This window comes from Luteibacter sp. 1214 (assembly GCF_031455395.1).
Taxonomy (GTDB): Bacteria; Pseudomonadota; Gammaproteobacteria; order Xanthomonadales; family Rhodanobacteraceae; genus Luteibacter; species Luteibacter mycovicinus.
On record NZ_JAVDSQ010000004.1, the window covers coordinates 129,752 to 145,936 of the forward strand.

The following is a 16,185-nucleotide window of genomic DNA, read 5'->3' on the forward strand; positions in this document are numbered from 1 at the left end:
CAACATGTGGTTATTCTGCGTGAACGGGGTTCCTGCTCGGGGGTGAAACTTGATGGAAGGTGACTGTCGGCCGACGTCCATGACGCGGCGAGATCTCTTGCGAATGATCGGTGTGGCCGGGGGCGGCGCACTGATGTACCAGTCCATGACTCAGTTGGGTTTTGCGAAGGAATCGCCGTATCGGCGACCCTCGCCACTGCAGGGTTCGGGTAAGGGGACGGTGCTGATTCTCGGTGCCGGACTCGCGGGCCTGGTGGCGGCATACGAGCTGGGCAAGGCGGGCTACAAGGTTCAGGTGCTCGAGTACAACGGACGTGCGGGTGGTCGTAACTGGACGATCCGCGGCGGTGATGTCTACACCGAACTGGGTGGCCATACGCAGACCTGCGGGTTCGACAAGGACCAGTACTTCAATCCCGGTCCCTGGCGCATTCCCTACCATCACCATGGCGTGCTCGACTACTGCCGACAGTTCGGCGTTGCGCTCGAACCATTCGTGCAGGTGAATCACAACGCTTATCTGCACAGTACGAAAGCCTACGGCGGCAAGCCGCAACGGCTGCGCGAAGTCCAGGCCGACCTGCACGGCGGCATCGCCGAGCTGCTTGCCAAGGCGACCGGGAAAGGGCGCCTGGACGACATGGTAACGAAGGAGGATCGCGAGATCCTGCTCGAGGCCATGCGTGAGTTCGGCGGCCTCGACAAGGACTTTCGCTACGTCGCGGGCCGCGCGAGCAGCGAGCATCGCGGTTATGCGAAGCACGCCGGTGGTGGTGTCGACGGCAAGCCTGAGTTTTCGACACCCAATGGCCTCTCCGAAGTGCTTCAGGCAAAGCTCTGGGCCGGTCTGGGGATGAATGCGCAGTACGAATACCAGACGACGATGATGCAGCCGGTCGGCGGCATGGATGCGATCGGCAAGGCCTTTACGCAGCGCGTCGGCGAGCACATCGAGTACAACGCCAGGGTCACCGCCATCGCTCAGGACGAGCACGGCGTCACCGTGACCTACGAGGATGCGCGAAAGCCCGGTCAGCCCCGTCAGGCGAAAGCGGACTGGTGCGTGTGCACGATTCCTTTGTCGATCCTCAGTCAGATTCCCGTGCAGGTATCGCCGGCCAAGGCCGCCGCCATCTCGGCCGTGCCGTACTGGTCGTCGTCGAAGATCGGTCTGCAGTTCGATCGTCGATTCTGGGAAGAGGACGAGGCGATCTATGGCGGCATCAGTGTCACCGACACGCCGATCGGCATGATTTCCTATCCGAGCCATGGCATCGGCACGAAGAAGGGCGTGCTGCTCGGCTCGTATACGTTCGCGATGGAGGCCTTCGAATTCACCGCGCTCGATCCCGCCGCGCGTATCCGCAAGGCCGTCGAGTACGGCTCGCAGATCCATCCGCAGTACAAGACGTCATTCGAGAACGGCATGTCGGTCGCCTGGCACCGGGTGCCGTTCACGCTCGGCTGCTTCGGCGGCTGGACCGACGCGACGCGCGAAAAGCACTTCGCCGATCTCTGTTCGCTCGACGGTCGCATCGTGCTTGCCGGTGAGCACGCGTCCTATCTTCCTGCATGGCAGGAGGGCGCGATCCTGTCGTCGCTCTCGGCCATCGATCAGCTGCATCGCAAGGCGATGGCGGGAGGTCGCGCATGAGAGGCTTCGCTCTGACCACCGCCGTCGCGGCCTTGTTGTCCGCCGGTATCGCGCAGGCAGCGCAGACCACCGATGCCGATTTTCTCGATGCGAAAGACATCTCGCACGTCACCGGCCAGCAGATCTTCACGCACATCTGCCAGGGCTGCCACATGCCCGACGGCAAGGGCGCGGTCGGTGCCGGGCACTACCCGGCGCTGGCTGACAATCCGAAACTCGCCGCCGCCGCGTATCCCACCGTTATGGTCGTGAACGGGCGAGGTGGCATGCCCGCGTTCGGGAAGCAGCTGTCGGACGCCCAGGTCGCCGACGTGGTCAACTACGTGCGCACGCACTTCGGCAATCACTACGCCGATACCCTTAAGCCGGAAGACGTGAAGCCATTCCGTCCACCCGCCGACAACTCCGAGGAAGACTGACGCATGACCAAGACAAGCCGTTTCCTGCCGATCCTGGCCCTTCTTGCCACGACGCCCGCTTTCGCCGCCGACGTGGTCCGGCACAAGATCCCCAACAGCACCTTTCCGATTTCGGCCGCCGTGGAGATCCCGGCGGGCAAGACGCTGGTCTTCCTCAGCGGCGCGGTGGCGCCGGTCGCCGACGCGAGCGCGCCTAAGGACAGCCCGCAGGCCTATGGCGACACCAAGACGCAGACGGTGGGCGTGCTGACCTCGATCGAGAAGCAGCTCAAGGGCATGGGCCTGACCATGGGCGACGTGGTCAAGATGCAGGCGTTCCTGGTCGGTGACCCGGCCAAGGGCGGCAAGATGGACTTCACCGGTTTCATGGCGGGCTACACGCAGTTCTTCGGCACGGCGGCCCAGCCCAACCTGCCGTCGCGTTCGGCGGTGCAGGTGGCGGCCCTCGCCAACCCCAGTTTCCTTGTCGAAATCGAGGTCACCGCCGTTCGTCCGTGACGCACCTGACGGGGCGGTGGTACTAAGCCGCCGCTCCGCCGTGTACGCTTCGTTTCTTTTGGAAGCCCGGGCGCCTCATGGCTCTTACTCCTGATCCGCGGATCGGCATCATCGGTCTCGGTTACGTTGGACTGCCGCTTGCCGTCGAATTCGGTCGGCACTTCGATACCCTCGGTTTCGACATCGCACCGGCACGCCTCGCCGAGCTGCGCGCTGGCCACGACCACACCCTGGAAGTCACCGGCGAAGCCCTGAGCGCCGCCGCGCGGCTCCGCTATACCGGTGACGTGACCGATCTGGCCGACCGCAACGTCTATATCGTCACCGTGCCCACGCCGATCGACGAGGCGCAGCGGCCGGACCTCGAGCCGCTGGAGAAAGCCTGCCGCATGCTCGGTGGACTGCTCACGCGAGGCGACCTGGTCATCTTCGAATCCACCGTCTATCCGGGTACGACCGAAGAAATCTGCGTGCCGATTCTGGAGGAGGGTTCCGGGCTTACCTTCAACGTGGACTTCCATTGCGGCTACAGCCCCGAGCGCATCAATCCCGGCGACCACGCCCGTCGTGTGGTGGATATCCGCAAGCTCACCTCGGGCTCGACGCCGGAAGCCGCCGACCGCGTGGATGCGCTGTACCGCACGATCATCACCGCCGGCACGCACAAGACCTCGTCGGTACGCATCGCGGAAGCGGCCAAGGTGATCGAGAACGTGCAGCGCGACGTCAACATCGCGCTGGTCAACGAACTCGCCCTGATCTTCAATCGTCTGGGCATCGATACGGGCGAAGTGCTTGAGGCGGCGGGGACGAAGTGGAACTTCCTGCCGTTCCGTCCGGGTCTGGTCGGCGGGCATTGCATCGGCGTCGACCCGTACTACCTCACGCACAAAGCGGAGGTCACGGGATATCACCCGGAACTGATCCTCGCCGCGCGGCGGATCAACAGCCGCATGGGCACATACGTGGCCGACCGCGTCATCCGCCTGATGAGCGAGCGGCGCCTGCACATTGTCGATGCACGCGTGCTGGTGCTGGGATTTGCCTTCAAGGAAAACTGCCCGGACCTGCGCAATACGCGGGTGATCGACATCGTTCGCGATCTGGAGCAGTCGATGGCACGGGTCGATGTCTACGACCCTTGGGTCGATAACGAAGAGTGCGCCCGCGAATACGGCGTGCGTACGATCGAGGCAATCGAAGAGGGCGTCTACGATGCGGTCATCGTCGCCGTGGCGCATGACGAGTTCCGTGCGTTCGGTCCGCAGAAGATTCGCGCGTTCGGTAAGGCGGGTGCGGTGGTGTACGACGTGAAGTCCGTGCTGCCTCAGAACAGCGTCGACGGGCGCCTGTAAGTGAGCGAAAGAACTTGCGGTTCTTCGCGTCGCATCAACCTTGCTGAATGCCGTCATGGCAGTTTTTACGAACGTATTGACTCGCTCAGCCGGAACGGCGACGTTGTGTTCCCGCCCACTGGAACAGGAACGCAACATGACGCTCACCACCGGAAGCACCAACCGCAAGCGTTCGCGGGCCCTCGGCATTCTGGTGATGGCTGCCGCCTTCATGGCGCCTCTGGCCGCCAACGCTTATGACCATCATCCGGTTCCGCCGCATCGCCCGGTGCATCATCGCCACCAGGTCTGCAAGCCGGTACGCGTGTACGATCATCATCACCACTATCACACCGAGCGTCGCTGCCACTGGGTGAACTGATCGCTCACGGATGTGGAAATGGAAAGGCCAGGCGATTGCCTGGCCTTTCTTCATCCACCGGACGGACAGAACCGCTCAGGAGAGGTTGTAACCACGCTCCTCGTGCAGCGCGATGTCCAGGCCCACCTGTTCCTGTTCTTCATCCACGCGCAGACCCATCGTCACGGCGATGCCCTTGAAGATGACATAGCTCAACACCGCGCTGTAGACGACGGTGAAGCCGACGCCCTTGCACTGGATCCAGAACTGGCCACCCAGGTCGGTGACCGTGCCGAAGCCACCCAGGACCGGCGCCGCCAGCGGACCGGTAAGCAGCGCACCCATGATGCCGGCGATGGCATGCACGCCGAATACATCCAGCGAATCGTCGTAGCCGAACTTACGCTTCAGCCTGGTCGCACAGAAGAAACACACCACGCCGGCAACAAGACCGAGTACCAGCGCGCCACCCGGGCCGCACGTACCGGCGGCGGGCGTGATGGCGACGAGGCCGGCCACGGCACCCGAGGCGATACCCAGCACGCTTGGACGGCGATGGGTCAGCCATTCGATCGCGGTCCAGCCGATCGCCGCGGCGGCGGTGGCGATCTGCGTCACCAGCATCGCCATGCCCGCGCTGCCGTTAGCCGCGACAGCCGAGCCGGCGTTGAAGCCGAACCAGCCCAGCCAGAGCATGCTCGCGCCGATCAGGGTGTAGCCGAGGTTGTGCGGCGGCATGGGCGTGTTCGGGTAACCGCGACGCTTGCCGATCACCAGGCAGCCGACGAGACCGGCGATACCCGCGTTGATGTGGACCACCGTGCCACCGGCGAAGTCGAGCACGCCGAGGTCGCCGAGGAACGAACCGGGGCCACCCCAGACCATGTGCGCGACCGGCAGATAGACCAGCGTGAACCACAGGGCGGTGAAGACCAGCAGCGCGGAGAACTTCATGCGCTCGGCGATGGCGCCGACGATGAGCGCGGGAGTGATGATCGCGAATGTCATCTGGAACATCACGAAAACGCCCTCGGGGATCGTGAGGTACAGACTGTCCGGCTTAAGCCCCGCCAGCATCGCGTGGCCGAAGCCGCCGATGAACGAGTGGATGTTCGTGGAGCCCGCCGCCATGCCCGAGTTGTCGAAGGCCACGGAGTAGCCATAGACGACCCAGAGCACGGTGACCAGCGCCGTGATGGCGAAGCACTGCATCAGAACCGAGAGCAGGTTCTTCGCACGGACCATGCCGCCGTAGAACAGGGCGAGGCCGGGGATGGTCATCAGCAGCACCAGCATCGTCGCCGTGAGCATCCAGGCGGTATCGCCGGAGTCGAGCTTCGCCGGTGCGGCGGCGGCCTGCGCAAAGGCCAGGCCGGGAAGAAAGAGGGCGCTCGCGGCGAGCGCGCGTGGGGGCTTAAAGCGCATCGCCGTCGACCTCCTGCGTGCGGATACGGATGGCCTGCTCGAGGTCGATGACGAAGATCTTGCCGTCGCCGATCTTTCCCGTGCGTGCAGCGGTGCTGATGGCCTCGACGGCGCGCTCGAGCTGCTCGTCGGTGACGGCGATCTCGATCTTCAGCTTGGGCAGAAAGTCCACGACGTACTCGGCGCCGCGGTAGAGTTCGGTGTGGCCGTGCTGCCGGCCGAAGCCTTTGACCTCCGTGACGGTCATGCCCTGTACGCCGACCTCGGCGAGCGCTTCGCGGACGTCGTCCAGCGTAAACGGCTTGATGATGGCGTTGATCCACTTCATGTGCCGCGGTTCCCCTTTGGTTTGGCTGGGGGAGAGCAGAGCAGGATGCGTGCCAGCTTGAATCGAACCGCCAACCCGTTGGGCCGCAGCCCATTCAGTCACATGGGAGGTCGCAGTCGAAACGCTTTGCCTCAATCGGGGGAAGTGATTTGCACCAGATGGGTGCCTTATGGCATCTGAGCGTCCAGCACAGGCAGCCTGACGCGGGCCTTCAGTCCGCCCTGCGTTCCCTGCTCCAGTGCGATGTCTCCACCGTGCCCGCGCACCGCCGACCGTACGGCCGGCAATCCCAGGCCGACGCCGCCGGTCTGTCGGTTGCGTGAACTCTCGATGCGAAAAAAGGGTTTGAAGACTTCCTCGTGCAGATGCCGGGGGATGCCCGGGCCGTCGTCCTCGACGGCTATCTCGACCCATTCGTTGTTCGACGACAATCGTACGATCGCGCGTCCGCCGTACTTGACGGCGTTGTCGACGAGATTGGCGACGGCGCGACGCAGCGTGAGCGGGCGGCCGACATAAGCCACGCTTTCCGACGACTCAAAGTTCACGTCGTGGCCGGCGTCGCGGAAGTCGTCGAGCACCGTATTCACCAGCTCCGACAGATTGAATCGCGTCGACGGCTCATGCTGACTGTCGTCGCGGAAGAAATTGAGCGATGCATCCACCATCGTCTGCATCTCGTCGACATCGCGGAACAGCTTGCGCTGCTGTTCTTCATCCTCGATGAACTCGCCGCGCAGACGCATGCGGGTCAGCGGTGCGCGGAGGTCGTGCGAGATGGCTGCCAGCATGGTCGTTCGATCCTCGACATAGCGCTGCACACGCGCCTGCATCTCGTTGAACGCCTGTCCGGCTAGCCGGATTTCCACGGGGCCGGTGGCTTCCATGGGCGGTGCGTTCACGTCTGTGCCGAAGCGCTGCGCCTGCCGGGCGAAACGCTCCATCGGACGTGCGAGCCGGCGGCTGGCGAGCGCGGCGACAAACAAGCTGCAGATCAACGCGAAGCCCAGTGTCAGCAGGTTGCGCGTCGATGCGTGCAGACCCCAGCTTCGCTCGGGCGTCATGAAGTGGACCCACGAGCCGTCCGATAGCGCGATGGCGAGACCGTAGGTGGTTTCAGCGCGACCCTGGCGGTCGAGGTCGCCCGGCTCGTAGGCGAGTACGCGTGCGGATGGCCGGTCGAGGAGGGCGCGTACCTTCGCACGGCCGGCGTGGAAGGTCGCATTGGCGATCGGGACGGGCAGTGCGTCGTCGTCCGGGTACCAGCGTGCCTGATAGCCGTCGTTGCTTGCCGCGGCGGCCAGCCTGGAGCGCCAGGCGCGAGGCGACCCGTCGAGGGTGCGGGCCACGGCCACGGCTTCGTCCACCACGCCGCTTTCTTCGATGCCTGGCCTGGCCCACACCCCGGCGAAGGCGGCGAACGCCGCGTTCATGGCGGCCGCGATGATCACGGTGACGACGATGTTGATCGCGAACCAGCGTCCGATCGTGTCGGCGGACCAGCGCCGCCCGTGCATCACAGTCGCTCCACGCGCGCGTTGAACATGTAGCCGACGTTGCGCACGGTGCGGATGATTTCCGGATCGCCGGGATCTTCCTCGATCTTGCGGCGAAGACGACTGACCTGCACGTCGATGCTGCGGTCGAAGGCCTCGTGTGTCGGCCCGCGCGACATGTCGATCAGCTGCTCGCGGGTGAGGATGCGTTGCGGGTGCTGGGCGAAGACGACGAGCAATTCGAACTCGCCACCGGACAGCGGTGTGAGTGTGAAATCCGACGAGCGAAGTTCACGCCGCACGATGTCGAGACGCCAGCCCGCGAAGCTGAGCATGGGTGAGTGGCTGGTGGGCGGCACAGCCGCTTGCGCGTCGCTGCGGCGGAGGACGGCGCGGACGCGTGCCAGCAGTTCGCGCGCGTCGAACGGTTTGGTGACGTAATCGTCCGCACCCAGTTCGAGGCCGACAATGCGGTCGGTCGGCTCGACGACGCCTGTGACCATGATGATGGCCGTGCGGCCGGTGGCCCGCAGTCGCTTGCAGAGGCTGAACCCGTCCTCGTCGGGGAGCATGACGTCGAGGATGACCATGTCGTACGACGCTTTTGCGAGACGCGCGTCCATCTCCGCACCCGAGGCGGCCGTGTCGGTCTCGAAGCCGTGACGCTGGAAGAACCGCTGCAGAAGCGCGCGGATCTCTTCGTCGTCATCCACGATGAGAAGGTGTTGCATGTGAGGCCGGCATCCGTACTGCGTGGCGCTATTTATAGCGGTTCGGTCCCCGGCCGTGTCATATGTTTCCAGCCCGAAACATTGTTTCCCGCCGGAAGCGAAGTGGAAAAACGGTATACGTAAACGCGCCGCACTCTCGGCGTCAGTCCCCCGCCGAGAGAGCCTCATGACCGCTATTCGTCGTCCCAACCTGTCCGCTTCACCTGCCGCAAGGCGTCACGGAGACCGCCGTTCGACGCACTGGAAGGCGGGTATGGCCGTAACCGCGGCACTTGCCCTCTCGGCCTGCTCGCACGGTGTGAAGAAGGCCGGCGCGGACGCCACGGCGCAGCCCGTCCACGATGAGCCGATCAACCGCAAGGTTTTCGCCTTCAACAAGGTGGTCGACCATGCGGTGATCCGCCCCGTGGCCCGCGGCTACTCGCACCTGCCGCGCCCGGTTCGCAACGGCGTGCGCAACTTCGCCCAGAACATGCGGGAGCCGCTGGTTTTCGCCAACGACCTGCTTCAGGCCAACCTGCTTCGTTCGCTGAATACGGCGGGACGCTTCGTCGTGAACAGCACGGTGGGCGTGGTCGGTCTTTTCGACGTGGCCAACCATTGGGGCATGCCGCACCATGACGCGGATCTGGGCCAGACCTTCGGGGTATGGGGCATGGGTCCGGGACACACGGTGGAGCTGCCGATCTTCGGTTCCTCCAACGTCCGCGATTCGGTCGGTCGCATCCTGACGATGTCGTTCGACCGCCTGGGCGACAACTCGGACACCGTCCGTACGCTGGATACGATCAGGACAGTGGGCGGCATCGTGGATGGACGGGCTCGTGCGCTGCCACTGACCGACCGGCTGGAGCAGTCGCCGGACTACTACGCGGCGTTACGGGACAGTGCGGCGGCACGCCGCGTGGCCCTGGTCGCCGATGGGCGTGAAGGGGCGGTGCGCGAGGCTTTCTCGCCAGCCGAGGGGCGAGCCGCCACGGGATTGCCGGTCAACCCCTGAGGGCCTGACGATGTCCGTCCGACTGCTTAGCGATACGGCCAGGGTGCTCGCTGAGGCCCGTCACGTCGAGCCCGACCGGGCCCGGCGGCGGGCCTGGTTCGTGGAGGATCCGATCGCCGAACTCGGCTATCGGACCGCGGAGGATGTGGTGGAGGCGGGGGAGACGTCGAGGCTGATTGCCATGATCCGGGCGATTCGGGCGCATGAGAGGGGCTTTTAAGCCACGCCTCGTTGCATCGAAGGCCGGAAAACAGTACCATTTTGGTCCGGTATTGACTGTGCCCCTTCCCCCATGCTCCGTGTCAGCCGATTGACCGACTACGCGACGGTGGTGATGACTTGCATCGCCGCCCATCCTGCCGACGTTCTGAGCACCGCTCAGATCGCGGAGGAGGCGCGCCTGGAGTTGCCCACGGTGTCCAAGCTGCTCAAGCTGCTGGGACACGCCGGGCTGGTGGAATCGTTTCGCGGCGTCAACGGCGGCTACCGTCTGGCGCGGCCGGCCGAGGCGATCAGCCTGGCCGACATCGTCGAAGCGATGGAAGGGCCGATCGGGATGACGGAGTGCAGCGTGGCCCAGGGCCAGTGCGAACGTCAGTCCCAGTGCGGCGTCAGCGACAGCTGGCGCTCCGTTTCCGGGGCGATCGGTGGCGTGCTGCGCGCCCTGACCCTGGCCCAGATGCTGGCCGACCGCTCCATGGCGTCGGCGAAGAACGCGACCACCGTCGCGCAGGCGAACGCATGAACGAGAGTGAGAACATGACACGCGACGTGGCAGACCCCGTGCGCGACAACGCCGAAGTCGTGGAGGCGCTCAACCGCCGCTACGAAGCCGGTTTCGTCACCGATATCGAATCCGACAGCCTCCCGCCGGGCCTGAGCGAGGACATCGTCCGTCAGCTCTCCGCGATCAAGGGCGAACCGGAGTGGATGACCGAGTGGCGGCTGTCCGCTTACCGGCACTGGCTGACCATGCCCGAGCCGGAATGGGCCAAGCTCGACATCGCGCCGATCGACTATCAGTCGGTCAGCTACTACTCAGCGCCCAAGGCGGGCCCCAGGTCGCTCGACGAAGTGGATCCGAAGTTGCTCGAGACCTACGAGAAGCTCGGCGTCCCGTTGCATGAGCGGGCGAAGCTCGCCGGCGTAGCCGTGGATGCGGTGTTCGATTCCGTATCGGTCGGCACCACCTTCCGCAAGGAGCTGGCCGAAGCCGGCGTGATCTTCTGCTCGATGTCCGAGGCCATCCGCGAGCACGGCGACCTGGTGCGCCAGTATCTGGGCAGTGTGGTGCCGACGGCTGACAACTATTTCGCGGCGCTCAATTCCGCCGTGTTCTCCGACGGCAGCTTCGTCTACATCCCCAGGGGTGTGCGTTGCCCCATGGAGCTGTCGACGTACTTCCGTATCAACGCGATCAACACCGGGCAGTTCGAGCGCACGCTGATCGTGGTCGAGGACGACGCCTATGTCTCGTACCTCGAAGGCTGTACCGCGCCCATGCGCGACGAGAACCAGCTGCACGCGGCGGTGGTCGAACTGGTCGCGCTCGAGCGCGCACAGATCAAGTACTCCACCGTGCAGAACTGGTATCCCGGCGACGAGAACGGCGTGGGCGGTATCTACAACTTCGTGACCAAGCGCGGCGATTGCCGCGGCGCGGATTCCAAGATCTCCTGGACCCAGGTGGAAACCGGCTCGGCGATCACCTGGAAGTACCCGAGCTGCGTGCTGCGCGGCGACCGTTCGGTGGGCGAGTTCTACTCGGTGGCGCTGACGCACCATCGCCAGCAGGCCGATACCGGTACCAAGATGATTCACATCGGCAAAGGTACCAAGTCGAAGATCGTCGCCAAGGGCATCAGTGCGGGCCGCAGTTCCAACAGCTACCGCGGCCTCGTAAAGATCGAGAAAGGCGCCGATGGCGCGCGCAATTACACGCAGTGCGATTCCCTGCTGATCGGCAAGCAGTGCGGCGCGCACACTTTTCCGTACATGGAAGTGAAGAATCCCTCGGCCATCGTCGAGCACGAGGCCACCACCTCGAAGATTTCGGACGACCAGCTGTTCTACTGCCTGTCGCGCGGCATCGGTGAAGAAGATGCCGTGTCGATGATCGTCGACGGCTTCTGCAAGCAGGTCTTCCGCGAACTGCCGATGGAATTCGCCGTGGAAGCCAAGAAGCTGCTCGAGGTTTCTCTCGAAGGCGCGGTGGGCTGACGATGGGCATCGCCGGTTCCGCTCCGGGCCTGACCGATCTGCGCGCGCTGCTCGCCGCGCTGGATCCGGATATCGACCCGATTCCCAAGCGCTTCCTTCACGTCTCGCACGAGAAGGCGCGCGAGCGCATGGCCGACGCCCTGATGATGTTCCGCGAAGCCGAAGGTACCACGCTGATCGTCGATGTCGACGAGGACAGCGCGGGCAACGAACGCATGCTCTGGGCCCGGATCACGCTGCGCGTGCAGTCCAGCCTCACCGCGGTCGGCATGATGGCCGCCGTATCCGCCGCGCTGGCAAAGCGCGGCATTCCCTGCAACCCGGTTTCCGCGTTCCTGCACGATCATATCTTCGTGCCCTGGGAACGCCGCGACGATGCGCTCGATGCGCTCTCGCACCTCACGCCCTGATGGACAGCCACGCCATGCACATGCTCAAGATCGACAACCTCCATGCCCGCGTCGAAGGCAAGGAGATCCTCAAAGGCCTTTCGCTCGAGGTGAAGCCCGGCGAAGTGCACGCCATCATGGGGCCGAACGGTGCGGGCAAATCCACGCTCGGCAACGTGCTGGCCGGCCGCGAAGGTTACGAAGTGACCGCAGGCTCGGTGCTGTTCAACGGTGTCGACCTGCTGGCACTCGAGCCGGAAGATCGCGCCGCGACCGGTGTGTTCCTGGCGTTCCAGTATCCCGTCGAGATCCCGGGTGTGAACAACACTTACTTCCTGCGTGCCGCGCTCAATGCGCAGCGGAAGTTCCGGGGTGAGGATGAGCTGGATTCGATGCGCTTCCTCAAGCTGGTACGCGAGAAGCTGAAAGTGATGCAGATCTCCGACGAACTGCTCCACCGTGCCGTCAACGAAGGCTTCTCCGGTGGCGAGAAGAAGCGCAACGAGATCTTCCAGATGGCCGTGCTCGAGCCGAAGCTGGCGATTCTCGACGAAACGGATTCGGGTCTCGACATCGACGCGCTCAAGCAGGTCGCCGAAGGCGTCAATGCGCTGCGTTCGCCGGATCGCTCCTTCCTCGTCGTGACGCACTACCAGCGCCTGCTCGACTACATCGAGCCGGACTTCGTGCACGTGCTGGCCGGTGGCCGCATCGTCGAGAGTGGCGACAAGAACCTCGCGCTGAAGCTGGAAGAGCAGGGCTACGCCTGGCTCGCCGACACGCATCCGGAATTGCGCAAGGCCGACCTGACCGGAGCGCCGGCATGACCCAGGCGCCGTCCCCGTTCGTGCGGGCGGCGCTGGATGCCGCCAGCGCGCTGCCTGAGAGCGGCATCGCGTGGCTCGACGCCGCGCGCCGCGAAAACCTGCAGGCGTTCGCCGAAGCCGGTCTGCCGGAAGGGCGCAACGAGGCCTGGAAGTACACTCCGTTGCGTGCGCTTTCGCAGCGTGCGTTCGCCGTCGCCGACGCGGCGCTGGCACGCGATGTCGCCATCGATGCGGCGTCGTTCGCGCTGCCGGGTGTCGACAGTGCGTGCATCGTCTTCGTCGACGGCGTCTTCCGTGCCGACCTGTCCGCTCTGGACGGCATTGACGGCGTATCGCTCGCGCCGCTGGCGGCCGCCCTGAAGGAGCAGCCGGAACCGCTTCGCTTCGCGCTGGCCAGCCGTTACCGCCGTGGTGCGGCCGATGCATTCGCGCATCTGAATGCCGCATTCGCCACCGATGGCGTGGTGCTGCGGATCGCCGACGGCATCGACGTGGCGAAACCGCTGCATATCGTCCATGTCTCCAGTGGCGGTCAGCCCGACACGGCCTGGCACGTTCGCGTGCTGGTGGAGGCAGGGCAGGGTTCCCGGGCCGACATCGTCGAGCAGTTCGTCTCGGCGGGTGAAGCGAATCAGCTGGGCACCGTCGTCGCCGACTACGTCGTTCGTGAGAGTGCCCGGCTCGGCGTGGTGCTGCTGCAGGCGGCGTCGACGGCGACCACGCTCGTACGTCGCGGTCACGTCCGTCTTGAAGCGAACGCGAGCGCAACCGTCCATGCGCTGGAAGTGGGTGGTGCTCTGGTGCGTCATGAACTCACGGCCGAACTGGCGGGCGACCACGCACGCTTCGATTCGCGCGGTGTGTTCGCACTCGACGGTCGCCAGCATATCGATACTCAGCTGGAAGTCCGTCATAACGCACGCGATACGGCGTCGGACGCCCTGTGGCGCGGTATCGCCAACGGTCGATCGCGCGGCGTATTCCGCGGTGCCATCGTCGTCGCCGAAGGCGCAGACGGCAGCGATGCCTCGCTCAGCAACAAGAACCTCCTGCTCTCGGGCTCGGCCGAGATCGACACCAAGCCGGAGCTCGAGATCTACGCCGACGAGGTCAAGGCCGCGCATGGCGCGACCATCGGTCAGCTCGACGAGCGCTCGCTTTTCTATCTCCGTTCGCGCGGTATCCCGCTCGCCCAGGCGCGCAGCCTGCTGACGCTGGCTTTCTGCCGCGCGGCACTGGAATCGCTGCCGAACGAGGCCCTGCGCGAACACCTCGGCGACCTGCTGGTGGCGCATCTGCCGACCGGTCCGTCCGCCGGCTAACGAAGTACGGAGCCAGCCATGAACGCCAAGCCCGAGTCAGCCATTCTGCCGCTCGACGTCGAGCGCATCCGCGCCGACTTCCCGCTGCTGTCGCGCACCGTCCACGGCAAGCCGCTGATCTATTTCGACAACGCCAACACCGGGCAGAAGCCGGTGTCGGTGATCGAGGCGGTCGATCGTCACTATCGCGAGCACAACGCCAATGTGTCGCGCTCCGTGCACGCCCTGGGCGAGGAAGCCACAGCGTCTTACGAGGCGGCACGCGACGCACTCGCACGTTTCATCAATGCGCCGTCGCGCGACGAAGTCATCCTGACCTCGGGCACCACGCAGGCGATCAACCTGGTGGCGTACAGCTACGCCATGCCGCGCATGAAGCCGGGCGACGCCATCGTCACCACGGTGATGGAGCATCACGCCAACATCGTGCCGTGGCAGCTGGTCGCCGAGCGCACCGGGGCGACGGTGAAGGCCGCGCCGATCGATGCCAGCGGCGAGCTCATCCTCGAGAAGTTTTTCGACCTGCTCACCCCCGAGGTGAAGCTGGCCTGCGTCACCCATGTGTCCAACGTGCTGGGCACGGTCAATCCGATCCGCGAGATCGCCCGTGAATGTCGTAAGCGCGGCATCCCGCTGCTGGTCGACGGCTCGCAGGCGGCACCGCATCGTCCGATCGACGTGCAGGCGCTGGGCTGCGATTTCTACGCGGTTACCGGCCACAAGATGCTGGCGCCCACCGGCACCGGCGCGCTGTGGGCGAAGCGCGAGCACCTGATGGCGATGCCGCCGTTTTTCGGCGGTGGCGAGATGATCCGCGAGGTGCGTTTCGAAGGCACCGTGTTCGCCGATCCGCCGCACCGCTTCGAAGCGGGTACGCCGAATATCGCGGGTTTTGCGGGCGTTACGGCAGCTATCGAGTACATCGAAAACATCGGCTTCGACCGTCTGAAGGCCTATGAGCAGGACTTGCTGGCCTATGCCGTCGACGCACTGGAAACCGTGCCAGGCGTGCGGATCTTCGGCAATGCGAAGGAAAAGGAGCCGGTCATCTCGTTCCTGATCGAAGGGGCGCATGCCAACGACATGGCCACGTTGCTCGATCTGCAGGGTGTCGCCGTGCGCTCAGGTCACCACTGCGCTCACCCGCTGATGCACTTCTTCGGCGTGCCGGCCACGTTGCGCGCGTCGCTGGCTTTCTACAACACGAAGGCGGAAGTGGATGGGTTTATCGAGGCGATCGCCAGGGTCCGCAAGCTCCTGATGTAGGAGCGCGCCCCGCGCGCGATTACAATCCCGCGATGATCTCCCATACCTTCCGCACCGCCACCCCCGCCGACGCGGCCCTGATCGCCTCGCTGGTCGAGTCCGCCTATCGCGGCGAAGCCAGCCGCGCGGGGTGGACCACCGAAGCCGATTTCCTTCACGGCCGCCGTACGGACGTGACCGAGATCGAGGCGCTGCTCACCGGTTCCAACGGCCGCTTCGTGCTGTTCGAGCGCGCTGAGCAGGTGCTTGCCTCCTGCTACATCGAGCGCCAGGGCCCGGTCTGCTATTTCGGCATGTTCTCGGTGCACCCGCCGGCGCAGGGCACCGGCATCGGCCGTCTGGTCATCGAAGAAGTCGAGCGTTTCGCCCGCGACGAATGGGCCAGTGAGCGGGTCGAAATGACCGTGATCGACATCCGTGCCGAGCTCATCGCCTGGTACGAGCGACGTGGCTACGTGCGTACCGGCAAGACCAGGCCCTTCCCCTATGGCGACGAGCGCTTCGGCGTCCCGCAGCGCGACGACCTCCGTTTCGAATACCTGGTGAAGGAGCTTCGCGCATGAACGGCTGGGTACGCGTCGGCTCCCGCTCCGAGCTTTTGCCGGGTGAACACAAGGTCGTCTGGGACGGCGATACGGCCATTGCCGTATACAACATCGACGGCCAGCTCTATGCCATCGAGGACGTATGTACGCACGACGGCGGGGAGCTCGCCGGCGGCCCCGTCATCGGCTTCGAGGTTGAATGCATTCGCCATGGAGCCCGTTTCGACGTGCGCACCGGCGAGGTGACCTGCCCGCCGGCGTACGAGCCGGTCACCGTCTTTCCGGTCACGGAAGCCGACGCAGCCATCTGGACCCGCGACGACCGCTGAGCGAGACGCGTAAGGGCAAACCAAAAAGACTATGGCGTGCA

The 16,185-nt window shown here is 65.0% G+C and carries 19 protein-coding genes; 15 read left to right on the forward strand and 4 right to left on the reverse strand.

Going from position 1 to position 16,185, the window contains the following annotated elements; translation table 11 throughout:
* Nucleotides 1-52 precede the first annotated feature (52 nt).
* From J2X57_RS11460 to J2X57_RS11480, 5 genes are all read left to right on the forward strand, one after another.
* On the forward strand, nucleotides 53-1,654 hold the full coding sequence (locus tag J2X57_RS11460; protein ID WP_197056489.1) for a flavin monoamine oxidase family protein: 1,602 nt from the start codon (nucleotides 53-55) through the stop codon (nucleotides 1,652-1,654).
* Nucleotides 1,651-2,073: a cytochrome c gene (locus J2X57_RS11465; RefSeq protein WP_043695517.1), complete on the forward strand. Its 423-nt coding sequence runs from the start codon at nucleotides 1,651-1,653 to the stop codon at nucleotides 2,071-2,073. Before J2X57_RS11460 ends, J2X57_RS11465 begins: the two co-directional genes overlap by 4 nt.
* A gap of 3 nt (nucleotides 2,074-2,076) precedes the next feature.
* The gene (locus J2X57_RS11470; RefSeq protein WP_043695515.1) at nucleotides 2,077-2,571 is read left to right on the forward strand and encodes a RidA family protein; all 495 of its coding nucleotides are present in this window, start codon (nucleotides 2,077-2,079) and stop codon (nucleotides 2,569-2,571) included.
* 77 nt (nucleotides 2,572-2,648) lie between these two features.
* Nucleotides 2,649-3,926, forward strand: coding sequence for a nucleotide sugar dehydrogenase (locus tag J2X57_RS11475; protein WP_309867128.1), 1,278 nt, complete (start codon nucleotides 2,649-2,651; stop codon nucleotides 3,924-3,926).
* Between the two features lie 136 nt (nucleotides 3,927-4,062).
* Nucleotides 4,063-4,287 (forward strand): hypothetical protein, encoded by a 225-nt coding sequence (locus J2X57_RS11480; protein WP_079522865.1) that lies wholly within the window; start codon nucleotides 4,063-4,065, stop codon nucleotides 4,285-4,287.
* Nucleotides 4,288-4,362: 75 nt separating this feature from the next.
* Here the strand turns inward: J2X57_RS11480 and J2X57_RS11485 are convergent, their stop codons facing one another.
* From J2X57_RS11485 to J2X57_RS11500, 4 genes are all read right to left on the reverse strand, one after another.
* Nucleotides 4,363-5,691, reverse strand: a complete 1,329-nt coding sequence (locus J2X57_RS11485; RefSeq protein WP_309867132.1) for an ammonium transporter — start codon at nucleotides 5,689-5,691, stop codon at nucleotides 4,363-4,365.
* Complete coding sequence (locus J2X57_RS11490) at nucleotides 5,681-6,019, reverse strand: P-II family nitrogen regulator (RefSeq protein ID WP_036110894.1); 339 nt, start codon at nucleotides 6,017-6,019, stop codon at nucleotides 5,681-5,683. The genes J2X57_RS11485 and J2X57_RS11490 overlap by 11 nt, the downstream gene beginning before the upstream one ends.
* 167 nt (nucleotides 6,020-6,186) lie before the next feature.
* Complete coding sequence (locus tag J2X57_RS11495; RefSeq protein WP_309867136.1) at nucleotides 6,187-7,536, reverse strand: ATP-binding protein; 1,350 nt, start codon at nucleotides 7,534-7,536, stop codon at nucleotides 6,187-6,189.
* Nucleotides 7,536-8,246, reverse strand: coding sequence for a response regulator (locus J2X57_RS11500; protein ID WP_036110900.1), 711 nt, complete (start codon nucleotides 8,244-8,246; stop codon nucleotides 7,536-7,538). The genes J2X57_RS11495 and J2X57_RS11500 overlap by 1 nt, the downstream gene beginning before the upstream one ends.
* Before the next feature lie 166 nt (nucleotides 8,247-8,412).
* Between J2X57_RS11500 and J2X57_RS11505 the strand changes: the two genes are divergently transcribed.
* The 10 genes from J2X57_RS11505 (at nucleotide 8,413) to J2X57_RS11550 (ending at nucleotide 16,144) form a co-directional block, all read left to right on the forward strand.
* Complete coding sequence (locus tag J2X57_RS11505) at nucleotides 8,413-9,246, forward strand: VacJ family lipoprotein (protein WP_309867141.1); 834 nt, start codon at nucleotides 8,413-8,415, stop codon at nucleotides 9,244-9,246.
* Nucleotides 9,247-9,256: 10 nt separating this feature from the next.
* Nucleotides 9,257-9,466, forward strand: a complete 210-nt coding sequence (locus J2X57_RS11510) for a hypothetical protein (protein WP_036110902.1) — start codon at nucleotides 9,257-9,259, stop codon at nucleotides 9,464-9,466.
* Nucleotides 9,467-9,538: 72 nt separating this feature from the next.
* Nucleotides 9,539-9,991, forward strand: a complete 453-nt coding sequence (locus tag J2X57_RS11515) for an SUF system Fe-S cluster assembly regulator (protein WP_052191368.1) — start codon at nucleotides 9,539-9,541, stop codon at nucleotides 9,989-9,991.
* Between the two features lie 14 nt (nucleotides 9,992-10,005).
* Nucleotides 10,006-11,466 (forward strand): Fe-S cluster assembly protein SufB, encoded by a 1,461-nt coding sequence (gene sufB, locus J2X57_RS11520; protein WP_309867517.1) that lies wholly within the window; start codon nucleotides 10,006-10,008, stop codon nucleotides 11,464-11,466.
* A 2-nt stretch (nucleotides 11,467-11,468) separates the two neighbouring features.
* Nucleotides 11,469-11,876, forward strand: coding sequence for an ACT domain-containing protein (locus tag J2X57_RS11525; protein ID WP_036110905.1), 408 nt, complete (start codon nucleotides 11,469-11,471; stop codon nucleotides 11,874-11,876).
* Between the two features lie 20 nt (nucleotides 11,877-11,896).
* Complete coding sequence (gene sufC / locus J2X57_RS11530; RefSeq protein WP_309867520.1) at nucleotides 11,897-12,682, forward strand: Fe-S cluster assembly ATPase SufC; 786 nt, start codon at nucleotides 11,897-11,899, stop codon at nucleotides 12,680-12,682.
* Nucleotides 12,679-14,004: a Fe-S cluster assembly protein SufD gene (gene sufD, locus J2X57_RS11535; protein WP_309867148.1), complete on the forward strand. Its 1,326-nt coding sequence runs from the start codon at nucleotides 12,679-12,681 to the stop codon at nucleotides 14,002-14,004. Before sufC ends, sufD begins: the two co-directional genes overlap by 4 nt.
* A gap of 18 nt (nucleotides 14,005-14,022) precedes the next feature.
* Nucleotides 14,023-15,270, forward strand: coding sequence for a cysteine desulfurase (locus tag J2X57_RS11540; protein ID WP_043695497.1), 1,248 nt, complete (start codon nucleotides 14,023-14,025; stop codon nucleotides 15,268-15,270).
* Between the two features lie 32 nt (nucleotides 15,271-15,302).
* Complete coding sequence (locus J2X57_RS11545; protein ID WP_309867151.1) at nucleotides 15,303-15,833, forward strand: GNAT family N-acetyltransferase; 531 nt, start codon at nucleotides 15,303-15,305, stop codon at nucleotides 15,831-15,833.
* The gene (locus tag J2X57_RS11550; RefSeq protein ID WP_043695494.1) at nucleotides 15,830-16,144 is read left to right on the forward strand and encodes a non-heme iron oxygenase ferredoxin subunit; all 315 of its coding nucleotides are present in this window, start codon (nucleotides 15,830-15,832) and stop codon (nucleotides 16,142-16,144) included. The genes J2X57_RS11545 and J2X57_RS11550 overlap by 4 nt, the downstream gene beginning before the upstream one ends.
* The last annotated feature ends 41 nt before the right edge of the window (nucleotides 16,145-16,185 follow it).